Raw genomic sequence first — 17589 nt, 5'->3', positions numbered from 1 at the left:
TTGATCTTACTGCGGCACGCTCGGAGTGCTGCGCCCCCAGCAATGCGCCGCTGGGCCTATGCCCTTTATCCGCTTCACTTCCTCCTGCTGCTGCTCCTTCGCAAGCTCATCGCCTAACCCTTGTAGGAGCGAGCTTGCTCGCGAAAAACGTCAACGATAACGCGGGCTGCCTGATTGAACGCGGCGCCCTCAGGTTTTTCGCGAGCAAGCTCGCTCCTACAGTTTGTAGGCACCCAGTTAGCATTTGCTCAGGCCATGTCGTAAACGCACCTTTGCGTGGCGTGCGCAGGCATTTGGCCCGCACGCGCCAGCCCTACCATCGCATCAAAGGGCCCTGCACGGGCCTCAACAATACGAAAGGCTGGGAGAGACGTGATGTTCAGCAAACAAGACCAGATCCAGGGATATGACGACGCACTGCTGGCGGCGATGAATGCCGAGGAGCAGCGCCAGGAAGATCATATCGAGCTGATCGCGTCGGAGAACTACACCAGCAAGCGCGTGATGGAAGCTCAAGGCAGCGGCCTCACCAACAAATACGCTGAAGGCTATCCGGGCAAGCGCTACTACGGTGGTTGCGAGCATGTGGACAAGGTCGAGGCCCTGGCCATCGAGCGCGCCAAGCAGCTGTTCGGCGCCGATTACGCCAACGTGCAACCGCACTCCGGTTCCTCGGCCAACAGCGCCGTATACCTGGCGCTGATCAATGCCGGCGACACGATCCTGGGCATGAGCCTGGCCCACGGCGGTCACCTGACCCACGGCGCCAAAGTGTCGTCCTCGGGCAAGCTGTATAACGCAGTGCAGTACGGCATCAACACTGACACCGGCCTGATCGACTACGACGAAGTCGAGCGCCTGGCGGTCGAGCACAAGCCGAAGATGGTCGTAGCGGGCTTCTCGGCCTATTCCAAGACCCTGGATTTCCCACGCTTTCGTCAGATCGCCGACAAGGTAGGCGCGCTGCTGTTCGTCGACATGGCCCACGTTGCCGGCCTGGTTGCCGCTGGCCTGTACCCGAACCCGCTGCCTTACGCCGACGTGGTCACCACCACCACCCACAAGACCCTGCGCGGTCCACGGGGCGGCTTGATCCTGGCCAAGGCCAACGAAGCCATCGAAAAGAAACTCAACGCCGCGGTATTCCCTGGCGCCCAGGGCGGCCCGCTGATGCACGTGATCGCCGGCAAGGCCGTGTGCTTCAAGGAAGCGCTGGAGCCCGGTTTCAAGGCTTACCAGCAGCAAGTGATCGATAACGCCCAGGCCATGGCCGAAGTGTTCATCAAGCGTGGCTACGATGTGGTCTCCGGCGGCACCGACAACCATCTGTTCCTGGTCAGCCTGATTCGCCAGGGCCTCACCGGCAAAGAGGCGGACGCCGCCCTGGGCCGCGCCCACATCACCGTCAACAAGAACGCCGTGCCGAATGATCCGCAGTCGCCGTTCGTGACCTCGGGCCTGCGCATCGGTACCCCGGCGGTGACCACCCGTGGCTTCAAAGTGCCGCAGTGCGTCGAGCTGGCCGGCTGGATCTGCGACATCCTCGACAACCTCGGTGACGCCGATGTCGAGGCCAACGTGGCCAAGCACGTGTCTGCCCTGTGCGCTGATTTCCCGGTTTATCGCTGAGCGCGGTTTTGGAGTAATGACTATGCAACGCTACTCAGGCTTCGGCCTCTTCAAGCACTCCCTCAGCCATCACGAAAACTGGCAGAAGATGTGGCGCACGCCGACCCCCAAGAAGGTCTACGACGTGGTCATCGTCGGCGGCGGCGGGCATGGTCTGGCGACCGCCTACTACCTGGCCAAGGAACACGGCATCACCAACGTGGCGGTGGTCGAGAAAGGCTGGCTGGGCGGCGGTAACACCGCGCGCAACACCACCATCGTGCGTTCCAACTACCTGTGGGACGAGTCGGCGCACCTGTACGAACATGCAATGAAACTCTGGGAAGGTTTGTCCCAAGACCTGAACTACAACGTGATGTTCTCCCAGCGTGGCGTGTACAACCTGTGCCACACCCTGCAGGACATCCGTGATTCCGAGCGCCGAGTGAGCGCCAACCGCCTCAACGGCGTGGACGGCGAGCTGCTGAATGCCCAGCAAGTGGCCGACGAAATCCCGTATCTGGATTGCTCCAAGAACACCCGTTACCCCGTGCTCGGTGCCACCGTGCAACGTCGCGGCGGCGTAGCCCGTCACGATGCCGTGGCCTGGGGCTTTGCTCGCGCTGCCGATGCCTTGGGCGTGGACCTGATCCAGCAGACCGAAGTGATCGGGTTCCGCAAGGAAAACGGCGTGTGCATCGGTGTGGAAACCAACAAGGGTTTTATCGGCGCCAAGCGCGTCGGGGTGGTCACCGCCGGTAACTCCGGGCACATGGCTTCGCTGGCGGGCTTCCGCCTGCCGATCGAATCCCATCCGCTGCAAGCCCTGGTGTCGGAGCCGATCAAGCCGATTATCGACAGCGTGATCATGTCCAACGCCGTGCACGGTTACATCAGCCAGTCCGACAAGGGCGACCTGGTGATCGGCGCCGGTATCGACGGCTACAACGGCTACGGCCAACGCGGTTCGTACCCGGTGATCGAGCACACCATCCAGGCCATCGTCGAGATGTTCCCGGTGCTGTCACGGGTGCGCATGAACCGCCAGTGGGGCGGCATCGTCGACACCACGCCGGATGCCTGCCCGATCATCTCCAAGACCCCGGTACCGAACATGTTCTTCAACTGCGGTTGGGGTACGGGCGGCTTCAAGGCCACCCCAGGCTCAGGCAACGTGTTTGCCGCCAGCCTGGCCAAGGGTGAAATGCACCCGCTGGCCGCACCTTTTTCCATCGACCGTTTCCACAACGGTGCGCTGATCGACGAACACGGCGCTGCGGCCGTCGCCCACTAACAGGAGAAATTCCCTATGTTGCATATCTTCTGTCCTCACTGTGGCGAACTGCGCTCCGAAGAGGAATTCCACGCGTCCGGCCAAGCGCACATCCCGCGCCCGCTGGACCCGAATGCCTGCACCGACGAGCAGTGGGGCGACTACATGTTCTTTCGCGATAACCCGCGCGGCCTGCACCACGAACTGTGGATCCATGCCGCCGGTTGCCGCCAGTATTTCAACGCCACCCGCGACACCCTGACCTACGAAATTCTTGAAACCTACAAGATCGGTGAGAAGCCTCAGTTCACCGCCAAGGCCTCTGGAGAGAAGGTATGAGCCAGATCAATCGCCTGTCCAACGGTGGCCGCATCGACCGTAATAAAGTCCTGACGTTTACGTTCAACGGCCAGAGCTACAAAGGCTTTGAAGGCGACACCCTGGCCGCAGCCCTGCTGGCCAACGGCGTCGACATCATTGGCCGCAGCTTCAAGTACTCGCGCCCACGGGGCATCTTTGCCGCAGGCGCCGAAGAGCCGAACGCGGTGCTGCAGATCGGCGCCACCGAAGCCACGCAGATCCCCAACGTGCGCGCCACCCAACAGGCGCTGTACCAGGGCCTGGTCGCCACCAGCACCAACGGCTGGCCGAGCGTCAACAACGACATGATGGGCATTCTCGGCAAGGTCGGCGGCAAGCTGATGCCGCCGGGTTTCTACTACAAAACCTTCATGTACCCGCAATCGTTCTGGATGACCTACGAGAAGTACATCCGCAAGGCGGCGGGCCTTGGCCGTTCGCCCACCGAGAACGACCCGGACACCTACGACAACTTCAACCGTCATTGCGACGTGCTGGTCGTGGGCGCAGGCCCTGCGGGCCTCGCGGCTGCGCTGGCCGCTGCGCGCAGCGGTGCCCGTGTGATCATCGCCGACGAGCAGGAAGAGTTCGGTGGTTCGCTGCTCGATTCCCGCGAAAGCCTCGACGGCAAGCCGGCCACTGAATGGGTTGCCAGCGTCATTGCCGAATTGAAAGCCCTGCCGGACGTGGTGCTGCTGCCCCGCGCCACCGTCAATGGCTACCACGACCATAACTTCCTGACCATTCACGAACGCCTGACCGACCACCTGGGTGACCGTGCGCCGATTGGCGTGGTGCGTCAGCGTATCCACCGCGTACGTGCCAAGCGCGTGGTGCTGGCCACCGGTGCGTGCGAGCGTCCGCTGGTGTACGGCAACAACGATGTGCCGGGCAATATGCTCGCGGGGGCGGTGTCTACCTACGTGCGTCGCTACGGCGTGGCACCGGGTAAGAAGTTGCTGCTGTCGACCAACAACGATCATGCCTACCGCGTTGCCTTGGACTGGTTCGATGCGGGCCTCACCGTCGTCGCGGTGGCCGATGCGCGTCACAACCCACGCGGTGCCCTGGTTGAAGAAGCCCGCGCCAAAGGTATCCGCATCCTTACCGGCAGCGCCGTGATCGAGGCCCGTGGCAGCAAGCACGTGACCGGCGCCCGCGTGGCAGCCATCGACGTCAAGGCGCATAAAGTGACCAGCCCCGGCGAATGGCTGGACTGCGACCTGGTCACCAGCTCCGGCGGTTACAGCCCGGTGGTGCACCTGGCCTCGCACCTGGGCGGCAAGCCGACCTGGCGTGAAGATATCCTCGGGTTTGTACCGGGCGAAGCACCGCAAAAGCGCGTGTGCGTGGGTGGCATCAACGGCGTCTACGGCCTTGGCGATTCCCTTGCAGATGGCTTTGAAGGCGGCGTGCGTGCGGCCAGCGAAGCCGGTTTTGCCCCGGTTGAAGGCACGCTGCCAAAAGCCTTGAGCCGTCTTGAAGAGCCGACCCTGGCGCTGTTCCAGGTGCCGCACGAAAAAGCCACCGCACGGGCGCCAAAGCAATTTGTCGACCTGCAAAACGACGTCACCGCCGCCGCCATCGAGCTGGCCACCCGCGAAGGCTTCGAGTCGGTGGAGCACGTCAAACGCTACACGGCGCTGGGCTTCGGCACCGACCAGGGCAAGCTGGGTAACGTCAACGGCCTGGCCATCGCCGCCCGTTCGCTGAACGTGACCATCCCGCAGATGGGCACCACCATGTTCCGTCCCAACTACACGCCGGTCACTTTCGGTGCCGTAGCGGGCCGTCACTGTGGGCATATTTTCGAGCCGGTACGCTACACCGCCCTGCAAGCCTGGCACGTGAAGAACGGCGCCGAGTTTGAAGACGTCGGCCAGTGGAAACGCCCGTGGTATTTCCCGCGTAACGGTGAAGACCTGCACGCTGCGGTGAAGCGCGAATGCCTGGCCGTGCGCGACAGCGTCGGCCTGCTGGACGCGTCCACTCTCGGCAAGATCGACATTCAGGGCCCGGATGCGCGCGAGTTCCTCAACCGCATCTACACCAACGCCTGGACCAAGCTCGACGTGGGCAAGGCGCGCTACGGCCTGATGTGCAAGGAAGACGGCATGGTCTTCGACGACGGCGTGACGGCCTGTCTGGCCGACAACCACTTCCTGATGACCACCACCACCGGCGGCGCCGCCCGCGTGCTGCAGTGGCTGGAAATCTACCAGCAGACCGAATGGCCGGACCTCAAGGTGTACTTCACCTCGGTCACCGACCATTGGGCAACCATGACCCTGTCCGGCCCCAACAGCCGCAAGCTGCTCAGTGAAGTGACTGACATCGACCTGGACAAGGACGGCTTCCCGTTCATGACCTGGAAGGAAGGCCTGGTGGGCGGTGTGCCGGCGCGGGTGTTCCGTATCTCGTTTACCGGTGAGCTGTCGTTTGAGGTCAACGTGCAGGCCGACTACGCCATGGGCGTGCTGGAAAAGATCGTCGAGGCCGGCAAAAAGTACAACCTGACCCCGTACGGCACCGAGACCATGCACGTACTGCGCGCCGAGAAGGGCTTCATTATCGTCGGGCAAGACACCGATGGCTCGATGACCCCGGACGACCTGAACATGGGCTGGTGCGTTGGCCGTACCAAGCCGTTCTCGTGGATCGGCTGGCGTGGGATGAACCGTGAAGACTGCGTGCGTGAAGAGCGCAAGCAGTTGGTGGGGCTCAAGCCGATCGACCCGAACGTGTGGCTGCCGGAAGGCGCGCAGTTGGTGTTCGATCCGAAGCAGACGATTCCGATGAAGATGGTGGGTCACGTTACCTCAAGTTATGCGCATAACTCCCTGGGCTATTCGTTTGCCATGGGTGTGGTGAAGGGCGGCTTGAAGCGCATCGGTGAGCGGGTGTTCTCGCCGCAAGCGGATGGCAGCGTGATCGAGGCCGAGATTGTGTCTTCGGTGTTCTTTGACCCCAAAGGTGATCGGCAGAACATCTGATAGACCGAGGCGCGGCCTTCGCGAGCAAGCCCGCTCCCACAGGGGAAACGCGTTCCAAATGTGGGAGCGGGCTTGCTCGCGAAGACGCCAGTAGCCGCACAACAAAATTCAGGAAAGGTGCTCTATGACAGCAGCCAATGTTTACCAGCAACGCCCCACCACCGGTGCCAAGGCCGAGTCGTCGCTGCACCATGCCGACCTCGCCAGCCTGGTCGGCAAGGGCCGCAAGAATGCCGGCGTGACCGTGCGTGAAAAGAAACTCCTCGGCCACCTGACCATTCGTGGCGATGGCCACGACGCCGCCTTCGCCGCCGGCGTACACAAGGCCGTCGGTATCGAACTGCCCGGCCCCCTGAGCGTGGTCGTAAGCGGTGAAACCAGCCTTCAGTGGCTCGGCCCGGATGAGTGGCTGTTGATCGTGCCGAGCGGTGAAGAGTTTGCCGCCGAGCAAAAACTGCGCGCTGCCCTGGGCGACCTGCATATCCAGATCGTCAACGTCAGCGGCGGCCAGCAGATCCTCGAGCTGAGCGGCCCGAATGTGCGCGACGTGCTGATGAAGTCCACCAGCTATGACGTGCACCCCAACAACTTCCCCGTCGGCAAGGCCGTGGGCACGGTGTTCGCCAAGTCGCAACTGGTGATCCGTCATACCGGCGAAGACACCTGGGAATTGCTGATCCGTCGCAGCTTCTCGGATTACTGGTGGTTGTGGTTGCAGGATGCCTCGGCCGAATTCGGTTTGAGCGTTCAAGCCTGACATGGCGCTCGCGCTGTCTCCCCCCTTCACTGTAGGAGCGAGCTTGCTCGCGAAAAACTCAAAGACGCCGCGTTCATTCAGCATGCATGCATCATCGTTGGCGTTCTTCGCGAGCAAGCTCGCTCCTACAGTAGATAGCGTTGTTTGAGGAGTTATTCGTAATGAGCCGCGCACCCGATACATGGATTTTGACCGCCGACTGCCCCAGCGTGCTCGGCACGGTGGACGCGGTCACCCGCTACCTGTTTGAGCAGGGCTGCTACGTCACCGAGCACCATTCGTTTGATGACCGCCTCTCGGGTCGGTTTTTCATTCGTGTCGAGTTCCGTCAGCCTGACGGCTTTGACGAGCAGGCGTTCCGCGATGGCTTGGCCACCCGTGGTGAAGCCTTTGGCATGATCTTCGAACTGACGGCGCCGAACTACCGGCCCAAAGTGGTGATCATGGTCTCCAAGGCCGATCACTGCCTCAACGACCTGCTGTATCGCCAGCGCATCGGCCAGCTGTCGATGGACGTAGTCGCGGTGGTGTCCAACCACCCCGATCTGAAACCCTTGGCCGACTGGCACCAGATTCCCTACTACCATTTCCCGCTCGACCCCAACGACAAGCCGTCCCAGGAGCGCCAGGTGTGGCAAGTGGTGGAAGACACCGGCGCCGAGCTGGTGATCCTTGCGCGCTACATGCAAGTGCTGTCACCGGAGCTGTGCCGCAAGCTGGACGGCAAGGCCATCAACATTCATCACTCGTTGCTGCCCGGCTTCAAGGGCGCCAAGCCTTATCACCAGGCGTACAACAAGGGCGTGAAACTGGTGGGCGCCACGGCGCATTACATCAACAACGATCTGGATGAAGGGCCGATCATCGCCCAAGGCGTGGAGGTGGTGGATCACAGCCACTATCCCGAGGATTTGATTGCCAAGGGGCGGGATATCGAAGGGCTCACATTGGCGCGGGCGGTGGGGTATCACATCGAGCGGCGGGTGTTTTTGAACGCCAATCGGACGGTGGTGCTCTGACTGACGCCATCGGGGGCTTGCCCCCGATGAGGCCCTCACAAACAACGCAAAAACAGCATCTGTACCCGAGCACTTAAACGCGCTGCCCACCCAAGCGGCAACGCAGTTCCATAAAAACAACAGCGAGGTGAAAGCATGTCTGGTAATCGTGGTGTCGTGTATCTCGGCAACGGCAAGGTCGAAGTACAGAAAATCGACTATCCCAAAATGCAGGACCCCCGTGGCAGGAAGATCGAGCACGGCGTCATCCTGCGCGTGGTCTCCACCAACATCTGCGGCTCCGACCAACACATGGTGCGCGGCCGCACCACGGCCCAGACCGGCCTGGTGCTCGGTCATGAAATTACCGGCGAAGTCATCGAGAAGGGCAGCGACGTCGAGAACCTGAAAATCGGCGACCTGGTGTCCGTGCCTTTCAACGTGGCGTGCGGCCGCTGCCGTTCGTGCAAAGAACAACACACCGGCGTGTGCCTGACCGTCAACCCGGCCCGTGCCGGTGGCGCCTACGGCTACGTGGACATGGGCGACTGGACCGGCGGCCAGGCCGAGTACGTGCTGGTGCCGTATGCCGACTTCAACCTGCTGAAACTGCCGGACCGCGACAAGGCCATGGAGAAAATCCGTGACCTGACTTGCCTCTCCGACATCCTGCCCACTGGCTACCACGGCGCTGTTACTGCCGGCGTCGGTCCAGGCAGCACTGTCTACATCGCTGGTGCCGGCCCGGTGGGGCTGGCGGCTGCCGCCTCCGCTCGCTTGCTGGGTGCAGCGGTGGTGATCATCGGCGACGTCAACTCAATCCGCCTGGCCCACGCCAAGGCCCAGGGTTTTGAAATCGTCGACCTGTCTACCGACACCCCTCTGCACGAACAAATCGCCGCGCTATTGGGCGAGCCCGAAGTGGACTGCGCCGTTGACTGCGTGGGCTTCGAAGCACGCGGCCATGGCCACGACGGCGTCAAGGCCGAAGCCCCGGCCACCGTGCTCAACTCGCTGATGGGCGTGGTGCGTGTGGCAGGCAAAATCGGTATCCCAGGTCTGTACGTGACCGAAGATCCAGGTGCGGTCGATGCCGCCGCGAAAATGGGCAGCCTGAGCATTCGCTTTGGTCTGGGTTGGGCCAAATCCCACAGCTTCCACACCGGGCAAACGCCAGTGATGAAGTACAACCGCCAACTGATGCAGGCGATCATGTGGGACCGTATCAACATTGCAGAAATCGTCGGCGTACAGGTGATCAGCCTGGATGATGCGCCACGTGGCTATGGCGAGTTCGATGCGGGTGTGCCGAAGAAGTTTGTGATTGATCCGCATAAGTTGTTCAGTGCGGCGTAACGCGCTGGGTAAATGAAAAGGGCGGCCTGCGGGTCGCCCTTTTTGCGTATGTTGTTCAACTCTAAGAGTGGGGCGTCATTGTCATTATTGGGTGCCAAGGCGTACCAGACCCGGGGCCAGACCAAAAACCTCTACACCCTCCGCGTTGGCATGGCCAACCGTAACGACCCTGCGCTCAATCGGCTGATCCTCGTCCTTGCGGTAGGCCACGGTCATTTCATTGCCCTCTTGGCTGATTGCTTCTGGCGCAACGATCAGAGCCTGCTCATTGTGGTAGGTGATGATGCGCAGGCGTGCGCTCATGCCGGGCCGAATACGCCTGGCTTGTTCAGGGGACAGTTCAGGCAGGGCCAGCGTGACTGGAAACTGTGCGCTGGCGCTGGGGTCATCGTTGGGTAAGGCCAGGTTGCCGACCGTTTGTATATGGCCATGGAGCCGCTCTCCCTCAAACCCATCTCCAAGAATTTCGACGTGCTGACCTGGTTGTAATTGGTTGATATCCAATTCAGATGCCGTGGTGATTACCTTCAACGATTGGGTGTGAGCCAAGCCCAGCAATGATTGATTCTGGCTGACCCGATCGCCGGTTTGCACAGGGGCCACGACGCCCGATCCTTGTGATGCACTCACCGGAACAATCACGCCAGTGAAAGGGGCCACGACGGTTTGGCGGGTAAGTACTTGTTGCAGTTGTTCATACTTCACCGTGGCATTGATCAGCTCCATCTCGGCAATTTTTCGGGCCTCGCCTGTTCCTTCGCTGAGTAACGCTTGCAGTTCGTTTTGAGCGCTGATCCGTTCAAGCCGTTGCAATGTCGTTTGTTGATCCAGTTCGTCCAGTTCGTTACGCGCAATAATTCCGCGCTCGAAAAGATGGCGGCTTTCTCGCAGCCTGCCTTCCAGGCTGCTCAATGACATGTCGGCGGCGCGTAGCGCACGACGCGCTCGTGCGACTTGAGTGCCGTTTTCCCAACTCTTCAACTCTTGTAAGGCTCGTTGCGCCTTGAGTTGCCCGGATAAGGCTTCTCGTAACTGCAGCTCGATAAGTGTCGGGTCCATACTCAGGAGTGTTTGACCCTCTTGCACCCACTGTCCATGTTCTACTTCGAGAGATTGGATAACGCCTTCGAATGGTGCGTTGAGTACGATGGTTTGAATGGGCTCGAATTTCCCGACCAAGCCGATGTGTTGCGTCAGTGGTTGGTTCTGTATGCTCACCCATTGCGGTGCGGGAGGAGGCTGGATTACCCGTTTCTTCACGATCAGTGCAACGCATGTCAACGTCATGAGCACCATCAAACCTATGCGCCAATGGTACGAGCGAGGTGGGCTCTCAGTGTGGGTCTTCAAGTGCAATCTCCCATCGTTCCAGCGTCATGCCAAGGGTGTCGTCCAGTTGCGTTTGTGCATTCAAATAGGCGATCAGTGCGTTGATGCGAGCGTTTTCTGCATCGCGCAGATCGTTTTCGAAACTGATGATTTGAAAGTTGCTGGAGCGGCCGGCACTGAGCTTTTCGCGCTCGATATTCAGCTTGCGCATGGACAGTTCATTGGCGCGCAAAGCGATTTCATATTGGCGCCAGCGGGTACCAAGTTCGCGCACAACGTTATTGACGCTACGTTCCAACTCTTGACGGGCGTCGGCGATGAGCAATTGCTGGTGCTCTACGTTGATACGGGCATGTGTTTCTGCTTGACGGGTGCTGATGTCGCCAATGGGAATTTCCAACTGAAGACCGGTATAGCTTTCCCAACGTCGAACGGAGCCGGTACGTGGATGATCACGTACCTGATTGGCACCCGCCACCAGTGAGAGATCCCAGCGAGAAGCATCCTTGGCGATGATCATGTTCAGCTCGGCCTGTTGGCCATTGAGCAATGTGGAGAGGTATTGAGGTTGCTGAACTTGAGCCAGGCGTATGGCTTGTAATAGATCGACATCGACCGGTGTCGCCTGCAAGGCTTCAGTGGCCTGAAGATTCGTGGATAGGTCCAGAGCAAGCAGGCGCAGCAGTGCGAGGCGTTGAATATCCAGCTCGTTCTGTGCTTCTTCGACGCTCAATTCCTGCACGGCAATATCCGCTTCGGTCTGCACGATTTCGAATTGGGCCATGCGTCCGGCGTTGATCAGCGCCCTGTTTATCTCCAACAGGTCGCGGGCTCTTTGAAGCGATGCCTGGACAATGCTCAGCTGTTCCTGAGACCTGATCAGTTCCCGGTAGCTGGTGATGATAGCGGTGATGGACTGGGAAATACTGGCCTTGAGATTCAGGCGGTTGGCTTGCTCCGACAGTCTCGCGAGCCGCAGAGGGGCCGTGGTGACATCCGGGCCGGCCCCGCGCAACAACGGTTGGATTATCTCCAGGTTCACACCGTCGCTGCGTAGGTGCCCCGTCTGCTCGGTATGGTTGAACTGTTGGGTCCATCCCAAGTTCAGGCGAGTGCCGTACTGTCCGATCAGCGTAGCCGTGGGCGTTAGTGCGATTTGACGGGCCTGGTCATCGCTATCCTTGATGTTGCGGTACTCACTCTTGAGCAAGAGCTTCGGTTTGAAAGCATCTTCAGCAACGCGTAGATCGAATTTCTGCCCTACCCGTTGCAAATAGGCACTGCGGATATCCCGGTTGTTGCGCAGGCCCAGGTACAGGGCATCCGCGAGGCTCATGCGGATAGTCTGCTGACTTAATAACGTGGAGGCTTTGGCGCTCGGGACGAACACGAGTAACACCGCAGTCAGTACCAGGTACTTAGTCATCTTCACGCAGAGCTTCCACAGGTTGCAGCCGGGATGCCGAGAGGGCGGGATAAAGGCCAAAAAACACACCCACGGCGATCGCGCTGCACACACCCAATGGCACCGACGTCGGCGACAGCACGAAGCTCCAGCCCGATACACGGGCATAGAGGAGGGCCAGTCCAACGCCCAGAATGGCTCCGGTCAACGCTCCCAAGGTGGTCACGGTGAGCGCTTCGATCATGAACAGGTTGCGAATGTCACGTGGGCGAGCGCCCATGGCCATGCGCAAACCTATTTCTCGACGCCGCTGCGAGATATTCATCAGCATGACGTTCATCACGCCGATACCACTGGCGAGGAGCGAGATACTGGCGAGAGCGGCCAACAGGTAGGTGAAGGTACGATTCTGCTGGGACAGGCCATCGATGATTTGTTGGGGAACCAGCACATCGATAGCCTGGCCGGGAAACAGCGGGCTTAATGCATGTTCGAAGTCAGATACCACGCTATCAATGGGACTCGCGCCGGGGGCGCGCGCGAAAACGTGGGTGACAGGCGTCCAGGCTTGTAGTCGACTGATCCCCTCCAGTGGGATGAACAGTGACGTGTTGGTGTTGAAAGGCGCAATCGCTGAAGGGAACTTGGGATGCAGAATTCCGATGACTTGAAACAGCACGTGGCGCACTCGCAGTGTGTCGCCTATGCGTACCGGCTCGCCGGCCCCGGAGAGTTCATCGGCGAGTTGGTGGCCTATCACGGCATGAGTGGCTTTGTAATCGAATGCGCTCAAAAAACGTCCTTTGCGCATTTCCAAACCCAAGGCCTGCTTCAGTGGGGCCGTTGTGCCGATCAGCTCGATAGTGAGGTCGCGCCCCCTGAACATCACTGAGTTCCCCATCAGGGCAACGGGTGCAATGTCCTCCAGCTCAGGGACTTTCCTGCGCAAGTGAGCAATTTCAACGGTCAGGGGGCCGGCGTGCGTGATTTCTGCGTCATTTGAAATCTGTGCGACTACTGTATCGACGCCCATTCCCTGGAAGATTGCAGCGGCCTCTTCGGCGGCGTTGTGACCGATATTGATGAGGGCGACCACCGAGCAGCTACCCATGACGACGCCGAGAAGGGTGAGCACTGCCCGCCTGCCCAGGGTGCGCAGGTTTGTGCTGACGTCATGCAGCAGATCGTGAAAAGTCTGGCCTGCGCCGCTCATCAACTCTGACAAGGTGCAAGCTCACGCACGGTACGGTCTTGAACGCAGATTTGTCGGTCCAGGCGCTCGGCGATGGTTAAATCATGGGTGACGATAATCAGCGTGACGTGGTGCTCACGGTTGATCGCCAGCAGTAGGTCCAAGATGTCGTTTGCCGTACGGTTGTCCAGATTGCCAGTGGGCTCATCCGCGAGGATCAGGGATGGCTCACCCACCAGTGCTCGCGCAATCGCGACGCGCTGTCGTTGGCCGCCTGAGAGGTCGGCGGGTAGATGGTGTGCGCGGTGGCCGAGACCGACCTGGTGGAGTCTGTGCATGGCCCGCTGCAAAGCTTCACGCCGCCCAATGCCACGGTAGGACAGAGGCAAGGCGATGTTGTCCAGTGCGCTGAGGCGTGGCATCAGGTTGAAATTCTGGTAGATAAAACCGAGGTGTCGGTTGCGTAGAACTGCCAATTGATCCGGTGTCGCCTTGGACGTGTCGTGTCCGTAAAACTCATACCGCCCTTCATCTGCGCGATCCAAGAGGCCGAGTATGTTAAGTAACGTGCTCTTGCCAGAACCTGAAGTACCCAGCACGGCGCAGTTTTCACCCGCGCTTATCTGCAGATTTATATTTTCAAGAATCGAGATGGGGTGCCTGGCCAATTGATAGCGCTTGTGTATTCCCTGTAGAAAGAGACCGAGCGGGTGAGCGGGAGTGGCTGACATTGGAGGATCGGAACGTTTTGATAAGAAAGGAAAGATGGCAGTTGTGTGTCTTTATTTGTTACTTGAGCACAAACGAAAAGGCAGCGTGCGAGTTGCCTTTTCATTTGGCTGAGTGCCTGTCGCCTGGTCTTGGGTATATGGTCAATGCTGATAACTACTCAAGCGCACTGGCGATCAATGGTCAGCGGTTTAGATGGCGATTTTACATTTTATGTCGGGCCCGGACTTATCAAAAATCATTTCAACTTCTGCACTTCGCAGGCCCCGATTATAATTGGTCATTTTCAGGTCGTGCCACTGCCTATCCTGCTTCATAGCATCTGCTGACCTTGTCGTTATGGTTCCATTTGGTCCCACTGACCTGATATTTACATTGGCTTTGTTTCTGCTGGTATGACCGTCTGTTTTTACAATTCGATATCTGTCCACGCGGACGTACTGTATGGTTCTTCCGGTGCCACCCAAAACACCTTGTACATAGCCGGCAAACTTCCCGGCAGTGCATGAGTGTGAAAAAGCTGACTCAGTAATAACTTGAGTCGAAGAGCTGCCGCTCGAGAGTGTGACGCTCCCGATAGCGCCCGATAACCCGCTTGCACTCGCAATTGTCGGAAGAGCAAAGAGCGTTATTGCAAGTATCCCGGGTTTCAAGAAGGACTTAAGCATGTCGTAACTCCGAAAGATTTTGTTCTGTCTTCGGCGTATCGTAAGTCGCCTGGCCCGTTGTTTATTTGTGAAACGGGTTGGCTGCAGTTTGATAGTCTTCCAGTTTGAGTTAAGTAGGAGTTTTCCGAGATTTATCCGTAAAAAAGGGCGACTTCGAGGGTCACCCTTTTGTACCTGTTTGAGCGGTTGTTCTCAGCGGTTGGCCAGCGCCCCTTGGTAAACAGTCGGCCCTGTCGGCTGCTTGCTCACCGAGCCACCCTTGGTTTCCGAGCTCACCATCAATTCCACCGGCTTGCTGATGCTTTCCTGTTGGCGTGGGTTCAGGCCGATGATGCCTTTGCCGTCTTCCGGTAGCAGGCCGAGGGATACGGGCGTGCCGCCTTCGGGAAGAGCCCACAGTTCCAGGCTTTGGTCTGGCGCGGGCGCCGTGGAGGCAATCGGCTGCACTTCCAGGTAATCCTTGTGGGCCATGATTTGTGCGGCCGGCTGCTGGGTCGTGGTCACCAATGTCGCCGCGGATTTGACGCTGTCCTGGGTGTAGAGCGCGCCACCGATACCGGCAACCACCACCACGCAGGCGCCGATGAACAGGCGAGGGCGGCTCCAGAACGCAGGCTTGTGCTCAATCACTGGGGGTTGGATCGCAGTCATAAGTCTCTTCTCGACGAATTTTGTAGTCAGTTCATGGACCCGCTTATCCTCGATGGGTTCCTCAGGGGCTCCGGAACAACCGACGAGATACCCAGTCCAACGCCTGCTTTTACCCCTATACCCAGAGGTTGTTTCGATGAAGATTTCACGCGGTTTTGCCCTGTCCTGCCTGTTGACCGTCGCCGCCGGCCCGGTGTTCGCCGCAGGCTTCAGCCTTGGCGATGCAGCCAACGCCATTTCCGGCATGCAGGGTGGCAACAACAAGGCTGCCGCCGCCGCGCCTACGTCGGAGACGGCCGACCTGCTGACGGCCTTGACCTCGCAACTGAACATCACCCCCGAGCAAGCGGTGGGCGGCACGGGTGCCATGCTGGGCCTGGCCAAGAACAAATTGAGCGGCAACGACTTCTCGCAGCTCAGTAGCAGTGTGCCGGGCCTTGAGCAGTTGTCGGGTAATAACGCACTGGGCAGCCTCGGTGCTTTGAGCGGGATGCTCGGCCAAGCCGGCGGCAGCAAGACCAGCGGCCTGGACGGTCTGTTGGGCAACGTGAAAAGCACCAACGACTTGAACACCGCCTTCAGCGCCTTGGGCATGGACAGCGGCATGGTCGGCCAGTTTGCCCCGGTGATCCTCAAATACCTGGGCGGCGAGGGGGCCAGCAGTTCCGTGCTGGGCAAATTGGCTCAGGCCTGGGGCACCGGCAGCTAAGGTTCTTGGCGCAGTTGTTCGATGCGCGCATCCTTTTCCATCCAGAGCTGGTTGACCCAGTTCTGGACGGTCTGGCGAAACGCCGGATCATTCTCGTAATCTCCTTGCCACAACGCCGGGTCCAGTTCGCGGGTACGGATATCCACGATCACCTTCGGCACCGCGCCGCTGATCAAGTCCCAGAACCCCGGAATCTTTTGCTGTGGATACACCACGGTCACGTCGAGAATCGCGTCCAGTTGTTCGCCCATCGCCGCCAGCACAAATGCCACGCCGCCCGCCTTGGGCTTGAGCAATCGGGTAAACGGTGAAGCCTGTTGCTTGTGCTTGGCCTCGCTGAACCGCGTGCCCTCCAGATAATTGACCACCGTGACCGGCTGGCGCTTGAACAGCTCGCAGGCCTCTTTGGTGATCTTCAAATCCTGCCCCGCCAGCTCCGGGTGCCTGGCCAGGAACGCCTTGGTGTAGCGTTTCATGAAGGGGTAATCCAACGCCCACCAGGCCAGGCCGAGAAAGGGCACCCAGATCAGTTCTTTTTTCAGGAAGAACTTGAAGAACGGCGTGCGCCGGTTCAATGCCTGGATCAGCGCGGGAATATCGACCCAGGATTGGTGGTTGCTGACCACCAGGTAAGACGTATCACCGCGCAGGTCCTCGCCACCGCGAATATCCCATTGAGTGGGGATGCACGTGGCGAAGATCAGCTTGTCGATCTCGGCCCAGGTTTCGGCGATCCACATCACCGCCCATGAGGCATAGTCACGCGAGCGCCCTGGCGCCACCAGCTTGAGCAGGGCGAAGACCATCAAGGGGCCGATCAGGATCAGCGTGTTGAGTAACAGCAGCAGTGTAACCAGACAGCCGGTGAGCAGGCGGCGCATAAGCAACTCTTGGAATTCTGTGGGCGGGCCATGATAAGCAAGGTGAGTCTAGAGGCCAAATCGCAAAATGCCCGACGAATGTTTCACACTGTGCGCGGTATGCTCGGTCATCCAACTAAGTGCTGTGTTTGCGGTCTAGACTCCGCCCACTTCTTTCGAGGAAATCCTGCCGTGAAATTGCTTCTTGCCGCGTTCGCCCTGGTTGCTGTGCCTGTCATGGCCGCCGAACCGACCCTCTACGGTCGCTACGAATACATCCAGTTGCCGGAAATCGGCCAGACGTTCAAGGCCAAGATGGACACCGGCGCGCTGACCGCCTCGCTGTCGGCGCGCGACATCGAAACCTTTCAGCGCGACGGCGATGACTGGGTGCGCTTCCGCCTCGGCGGTGAGGACGCAGGCAACAAGGTGTATGAGCACAAGGTGTCGCGCATCAGCAAGATCAAGAGCCGCGCCGACGAAGATGATGACAAGGACGAAGCCAGCGTGGCCAAGCGCCCGGTGATCGATCTGGAGATGTGCCTGGGTGACGTCAAGCGCACCGTCGAGGTCAACCTCACTGACCGCAGCAGTTTCAACTACCCGCTGCTGATCGGCGCCAAGGCCCTGCGTGAGTTTGGTGCTGCGGTGAACCCGGCGCGTCGTTACACTGCCGAAAAACCGGACTGCTGATTGAACCC

The 17589-nt window shown here is 59.7% G+C and carries 16 protein-coding genes and 1 pseudogene; 10 read left to right on the top strand and 7 right to left on the bottom strand.

Features of this window, described 5'->3' with window-relative positions; all coding sequences use genetic code 11:
- The 8 genes and pseudogenes from BUE92_RS29025 to fdhA all read left to right on the top strand — a co-directional run.
- Positions 1–117: pseudogene (locus tag BUE92_RS29025) on the top strand (TraX family protein); the annotation flags it as partial.
- 258 nt (positions 118–375) lie between these two features.
- The gene (gene glyA, locus BUE92_RS19970) at positions 376–1629 is read left to right on the top strand and encodes a serine hydroxymethyltransferase (protein ID WP_043046135.1); all 1254 of its coding nucleotides are present in this window, start codon (positions 376–378) and stop codon (positions 1627–1629) included.
- A gap of 22 nt (positions 1630–1651) precedes the next feature.
- Entirely contained in the window at positions 1652–2902 is a 1251-nt protein-coding gene (locus BUE92_RS19965) for a sarcosine oxidase subunit beta (protein ID WP_003176546.1), read from the top strand.
- Between the two features lie 15 nt (positions 2903–2917).
- The gene (locus tag BUE92_RS19960) at positions 2918–3220 is read left to right on the top strand and encodes a sarcosine oxidase subunit delta (protein ID WP_073525868.1); all 303 of its coding nucleotides are present in this window, start codon (positions 2918–2920) and stop codon (positions 3218–3220) included.
- Positions 3217–6234: a sarcosine oxidase subunit alpha gene (locus BUE92_RS19955; protein WP_073525867.1), complete on the top strand. Its 3018-nt coding sequence runs from the start codon at positions 3217–3219 to the stop codon at positions 6232–6234. The genes BUE92_RS19960 and BUE92_RS19955 overlap by 4 nt, the downstream gene beginning before the upstream one ends.
- Before the next feature lie 124 nt (positions 6235–6358).
- Positions 6359–6991 (top strand): sarcosine oxidase subunit gamma, encoded by a 633-nt coding sequence (locus BUE92_RS19950; protein WP_073525866.1) that lies wholly within the window; start codon positions 6359–6361, stop codon positions 6989–6991.
- Positions 6992–7152: 161 nt separating this feature from the next.
- Positions 7153–8010 (top strand): formyltetrahydrofolate deformylase, encoded by an 858-nt coding sequence (gene purU, locus BUE92_RS19945; protein ID WP_005792124.1) that lies wholly within the window; start codon positions 7153–7155, stop codon positions 8008–8010.
- Positions 8011–8145: 135 nt separating this feature from the next.
- A complete protein-coding gene (gene fdhA / locus BUE92_RS19940; RefSeq protein ID WP_005792122.1) occupies positions 8146–9345 on the top strand; it encodes a formaldehyde dehydrogenase, glutathione-independent in 1200 nt (399 codons plus the stop codon).
- Positions 9346–9429: 84 nt separating this feature from the next.
- Here the strand turns inward: fdhA and BUE92_RS19935 are convergent, their stop codons facing one another.
- The 6 genes from BUE92_RS19935 to BUE92_RS19915 form a co-directional block, all read right to left on the bottom strand.
- Positions 9430–10695 carry an efflux RND transporter periplasmic adaptor subunit gene (locus BUE92_RS19935; protein ID WP_256673990.1) on the bottom strand — a complete coding sequence of 422 codons (1266 nt, stop codon included), beginning with the start codon at positions 10693–10695 and terminating at the stop codon, positions 9430–9432.
- Positions 10679–12100: a TolC family protein gene (locus tag BUE92_RS19930; RefSeq protein ID WP_073525864.1), complete on the bottom strand. Its 1422-nt coding sequence runs from the start codon at positions 12098–12100 to the stop codon at positions 10679–10681. The genes BUE92_RS19935 and BUE92_RS19930 overlap by 17 nt, the downstream gene beginning before the upstream one ends.
- Positions 12093–13304, bottom strand: coding sequence for an ABC transporter permease (locus tag BUE92_RS19925; protein WP_371915194.1), 1212 nt, complete (start codon positions 13302–13304; stop codon positions 12093–12095). The genes BUE92_RS19930 and BUE92_RS19925 overlap by 8 nt, the downstream gene beginning before the upstream one ends.
- The gene (locus BUE92_RS19920) at positions 13292–14002 is read right to left on the bottom strand and encodes an ABC transporter ATP-binding protein (protein ID WP_073525862.1); all 711 of its coding nucleotides are present in this window, start codon (positions 14000–14002) and stop codon (positions 13292–13294) included. Before BUE92_RS19920 ends, BUE92_RS19925 begins: the two co-directional genes overlap by 13 nt.
- Positions 14003–14191: 189 nt before the next feature.
- On the bottom strand, positions 14192–14668 hold the full coding sequence (locus tag BUE92_RS28175) for a hypothetical protein (RefSeq protein WP_143170009.1): 477 nt from the start codon (positions 14666–14668) through the stop codon (positions 14192–14194).
- A gap of 192 nt (positions 14669–14860) precedes the next feature.
- Complete coding sequence (locus BUE92_RS19915) at positions 14861–15319, bottom strand: anti-sigma factor domain-containing protein (RefSeq protein WP_371915193.1); 459 nt, start codon at positions 15317–15319, stop codon at positions 14861–14863.
- A gap of 136 nt (positions 15320–15455) precedes the next feature.
- Between BUE92_RS19915 and BUE92_RS19910 the strand changes: the two genes are divergently transcribed.
- Positions 15456–16028, top strand: a complete 573-nt coding sequence (locus BUE92_RS19910; protein WP_073525861.1) for a DUF2780 domain-containing protein — start codon at positions 15456–15458, stop codon at positions 16026–16028.
- Here the strand turns inward: BUE92_RS19910 and BUE92_RS19905 are convergent.
- Complete coding sequence (locus BUE92_RS19905) at positions 16025–16909, bottom strand: acyltransferase (RefSeq protein ID WP_073525860.1); 885 nt, start codon at positions 16907–16909, stop codon at positions 16025–16027. The genes BUE92_RS19910 and BUE92_RS19905 overlap by 4 nt on opposite strands.
- Before the next feature lie 171 nt (positions 16910–17080).
- Here BUE92_RS19905 and rloA2 point away from each other — a divergent pair, with 171 nt between their 5' ends.
- A complete protein-coding gene (gene rloA2, locus BUE92_RS19900) occupies positions 17081–17581 on the top strand; it encodes a retropepsin-like aspartic peptidase RloA2 (RefSeq protein ID WP_073525859.1) in 501 nt (166 codons plus the stop codon).
- The last annotated feature ends 8 nt before the right edge of the window (positions 17582–17589 follow it).

Source organism: Pseudomonas fluorescens (genome assembly GCF_001902145.1).
Classification (GTDB): domain Bacteria; phylum Pseudomonadota; class Gammaproteobacteria; order Pseudomonadales; family Pseudomonadaceae; genus Aquipseudomonas; species Aquipseudomonas fluorescens_BV.
This window is presented reverse-complemented; position numbering and strand designations above follow the sequence as displayed.

Bases quoted from the DNA above. Each gene is read 5' to 3' on its own strand.
- glyA (WP_043046135.1), top strand. From the start codon at position 376: ATGTTCAGCAAACAAGACCAGATCCAGGGATATGACGACGCACTGCTG.
- BUE92_RS19965 (WP_003176546.1), top strand. From the start codon at position 1,652: ATGCAACGCTACTCAGGCTTCGGCCTCTTCAAGCACTCCCTCAGCCAT.
- BUE92_RS19960 (WP_073525868.1), top strand. From the start codon at position 2,918: ATGTTGCATATCTTCTGTCCTCACTGTGGCGAACTGCGCTCCGAAGAG.
- BUE92_RS19955 (WP_073525867.1), top strand. From the start codon at position 3,217: ATGAGCCAGATCAATCGCCTGTCCAACGGTGGCCGCATCGACCGTAAT.
- BUE92_RS19950 (WP_073525866.1), top strand. From the start codon at position 6,359: ATGACAGCAGCCAATGTTTACCAGCAACGCCCCACCACCGGTGCCAAG.
- purU (WP_005792124.1), top strand. From the start codon at position 7,153: ATGAGCCGCGCACCCGATACATGGATTTTGACCGCCGACTGCCCCAGC.
- fdhA (WP_005792122.1), top strand. From the start codon at position 8,146: ATGTCTGGTAATCGTGGTGTCGTGTATCTCGGCAACGGCAAGGTCGAA.
- BUE92_RS19930 (WP_073525864.1), bottom strand. From the start codon at position 12,100: ATGACTAAGTACCTGGTACTGACTGCGGTGTTACTCGTGTTCGTCCCG.
- BUE92_RS19920 (WP_073525862.1), bottom strand. From the start codon at position 14,002: ATGTCAGCCACTCCCGCTCACCCGCTCGGTCTCTTTCTACAGGGAATA.
- BUE92_RS28175 (WP_143170009.1), bottom strand. From the start codon at position 14,668: ATGCTTAAGTCCTTCTTGAAACCCGGGATACTTGCAATAACGCTCTTT.
- BUE92_RS19915 (WP_371915193.1), bottom strand. From the start codon at position 15,319: ATGACTGCGATCCAACCCCCAGTGATTGAGCACAAGCCTGCGTTCTGG.
- BUE92_RS19910 (WP_073525861.1), top strand. From the start codon at position 15,456: ATGAAGATTTCACGCGGTTTTGCCCTGTCCTGCCTGTTGACCGTCGCC.
- BUE92_RS19905 (WP_073525860.1), bottom strand. From the start codon at position 16,909: ATGCGCCGCCTGCTCACCGGCTGTCTGGTTACACTGCTGCTGTTACTC.